The 6,376-nt window shown below is 37.2% G+C and carries 5 protein-coding genes; 4 read left to right on the top strand and 1 reads right to left on the bottom strand.

The features are described from left to right. Positions 1-169 precede the first annotated feature (169 nt). Entirely contained in the window at positions 170-397 is a 228-nt protein-coding gene (locus tag IQ228_RS18410) for a photosystem II protein, Psb35-related (protein WP_027401825.1), read from the top strand. 99 nt (positions 398-496) lie between these two features. Here the strand turns inward: IQ228_RS18410 and IQ228_RS18415 are convergent, their stop codons facing one another. After that, complete coding sequence (locus tag IQ228_RS18415; protein WP_027401826.1) at positions 497-2,089, bottom strand: glycoside hydrolase family 57 protein; 1,593 nt, start codon at positions 2,087-2,089, stop codon at positions 497-499. Positions 2,090-2,819: 730 nt separating this feature from the next. Here IQ228_RS18415 and IQ228_RS18420 point away from each other — a divergent pair. The 3 genes from IQ228_RS18420 to IQ228_RS18430 form a co-directional block, all read left to right on the top strand. Beyond that, complete coding sequence (locus tag IQ228_RS18420; protein WP_027401827.1) at positions 2,820-4,184, top strand: sedoheptulose 7-phosphate cyclase; 1,365 nt, start codon at positions 2,820-2,822, stop codon at positions 4,182-4,184. Positions 4,185-4,202: 18 nt separating this feature from the next. Then, complete coding sequence (locus IQ228_RS18425; protein WP_193963862.1) at positions 4,203-5,036, top strand: O-methyltransferase; 834 nt, start codon at positions 4,203-4,205, stop codon at positions 5,034-5,036. Positions 5,037-5,155: 119 nt separating this feature from the next. Further along, positions 5,156-6,376 (top strand): ATP-grasp enzyme (locus tag IQ228_RS18430; RefSeq protein ID WP_193963864.1); only part of this gene is annotated, 1,221 nt, incomplete at its 3' end.

The raw sequence follows: 6,376 nt of genomic DNA on the forward strand, positions 1-6,376 counted from the left end.
CCCTGCCCCCTGCCCCTATCATTAGTATGTTTTATTACAAAATAATTACAGTGAGGAATACCTCACCTATTTTAGGGGCATACACACCAGAAAATAATTTGCAACTTTTGTTAACAATCTGTTATATTTATTTACATAAGGATAAAAAAATAAAAACCGAGGTTTTCAAATGACTATTTTAATTTCTCTATTGGTTGTTGGTTGGGTAGCGGTTGCCGTTATCGGTTCTCTAGCCTACTTTATGGGTGAACAAAGCAAGCCCATTCACGAACGCAACTGGGCTTCTGATAAGTTTGCAGCTTTAGCTAAATCTATTACTGGTGTAGATATGGACTATGCCCAACGCGTACCTGTCTATGCTATTGATGCTTACCACAGCCGTAATTTACCTCGATAGTATCTAGTGGCAATTTGACAAGATATACATAAAAATAACCCCCAGTTACAATCCTGGGGGTTTTGCTTTTTTGGTGGAGTCAGAGTTGCTGTTCCCTAATTAGAATGCTGGACGATAAACACGATAGTTAATATTGGGGAAAATATTATCCATTGATTCGACTTTTTCCAACCAACCACTATCAACCTTACCAACTTTCACATCTTCATACAGCTTATTAAAGCGCATTAAATGCGATCGCGTTCTTCTGACTGCATAGGGAACCATTGTTCCCGTCCGCATAATAAACGCCCAGTCAGAAGATTGTGCTAATAACAACTCTCTTGCAGCTTGATTGAGTGCTTTTTCCTGTAACTCATCTTCAGCCTCAATTTGAGAAATTTCAATCATTCGTTCCGCAGCTTTGTGTAAATGTGGGTAAACCCAAGCATTAGTATCATTCAACCAATATTCATGAAAACCCTTAAAGCCCCAACTCGACTGAGCCGGACGACATACCTGCTGATTGGGATTAGCTCGTAAATAATCGGCTAAATGGGTCATTTCATAAGTTTTTTGGTCATACCATGACTTACGGAACAGGTAATCAATGAACCAAGGACCCTCATACCACCAATGACCGAATAACTCCGCATCATAGGGAGAAACAATAATTGGCGGACGACCCATCATATTGTGTAAATGCCCAGTTTGCTGCTCACGATTATACATAAAATTAGCAGCGTGTTCTGCCGCTTTTTCCTTTGCCCAGTAAGGATCATATAGAGCCTTATCCGCAAGACCTAAGCCTCTACCAGTAATTTTATGATACTTAATGCCAGTATTTTTTCGCTGACCATTAGGCATTATATAGGGCTTAATATATTCATATTCAGCTTCCCAACCCAGGTCTTTATAAAATTCCCGATATTCGGCTGCACCGGGATAACCCACCTCAGAAGACCATACTTGCTGAGAAGATTCATGATCTCGACCAAAAGCCGCTACACCAGGTTCTGTAAAAATCGGGGCATAACTACCAAAGCGAGGACGGGGACGAGCGTATAAAATCCCATGACCATCGGTGAGGAAATAACGTAAACCAGCATCAGCCAGCATTCGCTCTACACCTTCATAATAGGCACATTCTGGCAACCAAATGCCTCTGGGTGCTTGTCCAAAAGTTTCCTCGTAATGTTCACAAGCTACCTGAATTTGCGCCCACACAGCTTGGGGATACATTTTCATTAATGGTAAGTAGCCATGAGTAGCGCCACAGGTAATAATTTCTAAGTTATTACTATCTTGAAACTGTTTAAATGCTGTAACTAAATCACCGTGATAGCGTTCCCATAACTCTCGCGCTTCATTAAATTCAGTTGCATAATGTTCTGCTAAATATCGAACATGACCATTATGAATATTACGCTCAGATTCTAACTCTATAAGCTCTTCTAGTTGTGATAAGTGAGCATCATAGCGTTCTTGCAGTAAAGGATCACGAAGCATAGAAATCAAAGGCGGAGTCATACTCATGGTGAGTTTGAAATCAACGCCATCTCGTTTTAAGCCTTCAAATACTTTTAATAAAGGAATGTAAGTTTCAGTAATCGCTTCATATAGCCATTCTTCCTCTAGCACGTAGTCACTTCCGGGGTGACGAACGAAGGGTAAATGTGCATGAAGTACAAGCGCGACGTAGCCTATAGCCATAATAGTTTGAGGGTGGTTTGTAAATTGAAGGTCGAGAATTGGTAGAAATTAAGAATATTTTAAGATGATATCGGGATCATGAAAGAAGTTTTATCAGAACAACCAATCTAGGGCTAGATACTGATCATGACTGGGTGTAAAGTAACTTACTTGACTTTTTTTCGCTCGGTTTCACTAATATATCTTCTTTCCGCTTATTCCAAACACCATAATAAGTAGGTTGGCGTTGAAAATTGTCGTTATGGCAAGGCAAAAGGCAAGAGGCAAAAGGCAAGAGTGAAGAGGGTTTAGGCGATTTTACATTTCTTTACACAGTTTGGTTTTATTGTGTTCACCTACTTATATGTTTTTTGATAAGTATTTAAATCACTAAATCTAATCAATACTGTAGCCAAAAAGATTTTGTATTAATTTAACCAATATATAAACTACCAGCAATAAAAAAGTGTTACTATATGTAAATAACACTTGTAAAATTTCATTAATTTACTCACAAACTACCAGTCAAGATTAGAAAACTTAATTTTTTGTTACTTTCTTGAGCAAAGTTAAAAGTAAATCTGCTATTCAGCTAACTGATTGGCGAGAATTATCCTGTGAAGTTTCAAATATCAGTTCATCTTGGCAATTTTGTTAAAAGAAAGAACTGTTCAAGTTGAGCTATTCCAGGAAAAGCAATTTTTTCAATTCCATTGTTGCAAATATCAATAATCAGAATAAGGCATTTGAAATGAGTTTACAAAGCATATTACCAACTTCAGAAATCACAGATAAATTAGTAGTAGATACAGAAAAATTTGCTAATCTAACAGAACCAAATATTATTAAACTAATTCATGGGGAAAAGTATCTAACATCCAAGTGGTACACGGGTTCAGGGGAAATAGCACATAAAAAAGATGGGCGTTCTTTTGAGGTTACTGCTAATTTCACTCTCAACTCAGAAGTCAAGGTTGTAGAAGGAGTTTTTAAACCTGAGAATGAGATTTTAGCTAATATTTATAACAGTCTTGGTCGTTGTGTAGCAGTAATTGACCAAACAGTTAATGAGTTGTATGGTGAGCAGGTTCGCAAATATTTTGATGCTCATGAAATTCCTTTAGAAATGATGGCTTTTCGGGCTTGGGAAGTAGATAAAACCCCAGAAACAGTCCATCGAATTTTAGAGTATTTAGGGAAAGATGGTTGTGATGTTTCCCGTAGTGAACCTGTTCTAATTATTGGTGGTGGTGTTCTTAGTGATGTCGCTGGGTTAGCTTGTGCTTTACAACACCGACGGACTCCTTATGTTATGGTCGGGACGACTGTAGTTGCAGCTATTGATGCTGGTCCTTCACCTCGCACCTGCACCAACGGTAAGCAGTTTAAGAACAGTATTGGTGCTTATCATCCTCCTGTACTCACTTTAGTTGATCGGAGTTTCTTCCGCACTTTGGCTACTGGTCATATCCGTAATGGGATAGCGGAAATCATTAAAATGGCCATTACCGATGATGCTGTTTTGTTTGAATTGTTGGAAAAATACGGATCTCGTTTAATTGAAACTCACTTTGGAACTTTGGAGGAAAATCAGGATTTAGCAGAAATTGCGGACGATATTATTTATCGAGCATTATTCTCCTATATGAAGCATGAGGGAACGAATATGTTTGAGACTTATCAAGATCGTCCTCATGGTTATGGACATACTTGGAGTCCCCGCTTTGAACCTGCGGTGAAAATGATGCACGGCCACGCGGTGACTACTGGAATGGCTTTTGGTGCAACTTTAGCTGTAGAAATGAATTGGTTAAAATCAGAAGACCGCGATCGCATTATTGCATTATGTCAGTCTCTGGGTTTAACTGTTTATCATCCTATTCTCGAAGACATAGACCTGATGATTGAAGGTCAAAAAAATATGCGTCGCAAGCGGGGAGAAGGTGGACTTTGGGCGCCTGTTCCTAGAGGTGGTATTGGTGCTTGTGACTATATCCAAGAAGTCCCACCCGAATTACTCGAAACTGCTGTCGCAGCCCATAAAGCCGTATGTAGCACATTACCTAATCACGGTGCAGGTGTAGAAATGTATCTTAGCGATTTGGGTTTGGAATAGGAGTTTTAAATAATAAAAATGACTGAAACTTTAGTGAAATCAATTACTCCTAGACCGGTTACTCCCTTGGGTATTTTAGTTGAAGAACTAGAAACAACTTTGAACATAGCCAAGCAAGAAAATGTTTCTCCTGAACTTGCAGCTTCTTTACAAAAAGTCTATGACTTAGCATCTGGAATTGATCCTTATTTGGATAAACATACAACCAATGAATCTCCAGCTTTAGCAGTTTTAGCACAAAAAACAGCTTCTGAAGATTGGAGTCAAAGATTTGATGATGGAGAAACAGTCCGTCAGTTAGAACAAGAAATGCTTTCTGGACACATTGAAGGACAAACTTTAAAAATGTTTGTGTCCATGACTAAAGCTAAACGCATTCTAGAAATAGGAATGTTTACCGGATATTCGGCTTTAGCAATGGCGGAAGCATTACCCGCAGATGGTGATATTATTGCCTGTGAAGTGGATGATTATGTGGCTGAGTTTGCGAAAAAATGTTTTCAAACTTCTCTCCACGGTAGTAAAATCAAAGTTAAAGTTGCTCCCGCTTTACAAACATTACAAGAATTAGCAAATGCAGGAGAAACTTTTGATTTAGTCTTTATAGACGCTGATAAAAAAGAGTATGTTGATTACTTCAACTTACTTTTAAATACCGGACTCCTGGCTGAAAATGGTTTTATTTTTGTAGATAATACCCTCCTCCAAGGACAACCTTATTTAGTCTCAGCAAAGAGAACAACTAACGGAGAAGCTATAGCCCAATTCAATCAAATTGTAGCCGCAGATCCAAGAGTTGAACAGGTTATTTTACCATTACGAGATGGTTTAACCATCATCAAACGTAAATAACACAAAATTGTAGGCTGGGTTAAGCGACAGCACAACCCAACAAATTTTATCCAAATGTCATAAAATGTTGGGTTTCCTTACGTCAACCCAACCTACATAATTCTATTTATCAGAAAATCATGAATTTGATTATTTCTCTATTTAAAACTTTGGGAACTTTGCTTTTACTCTCTTTGATTTTACCGATTAATTTAATTATTGTCCTCATTTCCTTAATTATTAATTTCCTCACCCTTCCTTTTCAGAAAAAGATTATTTGTGAAAATCCTCAAAACATCCTTTTAACAGGAGGAAAAATGACAAAATCTTTACAACTTGCGCGTTCTTTTCATCGCGCTGGACATAAAGTATTTATGGTAGAAACTCACAAATATTGGTTATCAGGACATCAATTTTCTAACGCAGTGACAAAATTCTTTACAGTACCCGCACCAGAAAAAGATGCAAATGGCTATTTGCAAGGATTATTAAATATTGTCAAAGCAGAAAATATAGATGTATTTATTCCTGTTTCTAGTCCCGTAGCAAGTTATTATGATTCCTTAGCAAAACCAATCTTATCTCCCCATTGTGAAGTATTTCATTTTGATTCTGAGATGACCAAAATATTAGATGATAAATTTAGTTTATGTGATCAAGCGCGGAATTTAGGTTTAACAGCACCAAAAGCATTTTTGATTACTTCCCCAGCACAAATCCTCAATTTTGACTTTACAAAAGATCATAGTCGCTACTTACTCAAAAGCATTAAATATGATTCTGTAACTCGATTAGATATGACAAAATTACCATTTGAAGGAATGGAAGAATATATCAAAAGCTTACCAATTAGTGCAGAAAGACCTTGGGTAATGCAGGAATTTGTCAAGGGACAAGAATATTGTACTCACAGCACCGTTAGAAATGGAGAAATTCGTTTACATTGTTGTTCTAAATCTTCTCCTTTTCAAATTAATTATGAACAAATTGATAACCCGGAAATATTTCAATGGGTTAAACATTTTGTCAAATCATTAAACTTAACCGGACAAATTTCTTTTGATTTTATTCAAACAACAGACGGTAAAGTTTACCCGATTGAGTGTAACCCCCGCACTCACACCGCAATTACTATGTTTTATAATCATCCAGGGTTAGCAAATGCTTATTTAAGTGAAAATGAACTACATATAGAACCTTTAGCAACAAGTAAACCAACTTATTGGTTATATCATGAACTTTGGAGATTTACAGAAATTCGTTCTTTTAGTCAATTCAAAGCATGGATAAATAAAATTACTGAAGGTACAGATGCTATTTTTCAAGGAGATGATCCTTTGCCATTTTTGATGGTTCATCAT

Source organism: Dolichospermum sp. LEGE 00246 (genome assembly GCF_015207865.1).
Classification (GTDB): domain Bacteria; phylum Cyanobacteriota; class Cyanobacteriia; order Cyanobacteriales; family Nostocaceae; genus Dolichospermum; species Dolichospermum heterosporum.

Bases quoted from the DNA above. Each gene is read 5' to 3' on its own strand.
- IQ228_RS18410 (WP_027401825.1), top strand. From the start codon at position 170: ATGACTATTTTAATTTCTCTATTGGTTGTTGGTTGGGTAGCGGTTGCC.
- IQ228_RS18415 (WP_027401826.1), bottom strand. From the start codon at position 2,089: ATGGCTATAGGCTACGTCGCGCTTGTACTTCATGCACATTTACCCTTC.
- IQ228_RS18420 (WP_027401827.1), top strand. From the start codon at position 2,820: ATGAGTTTACAAAGCATATTACCAACTTCAGAAATCACAGATAAATTA.
- IQ228_RS18425 (WP_193963862.1), top strand. From the start codon at position 4,203: ATGACTGAAACTTTAGTGAAATCAATTACTCCTAGACCGGTTACTCCC.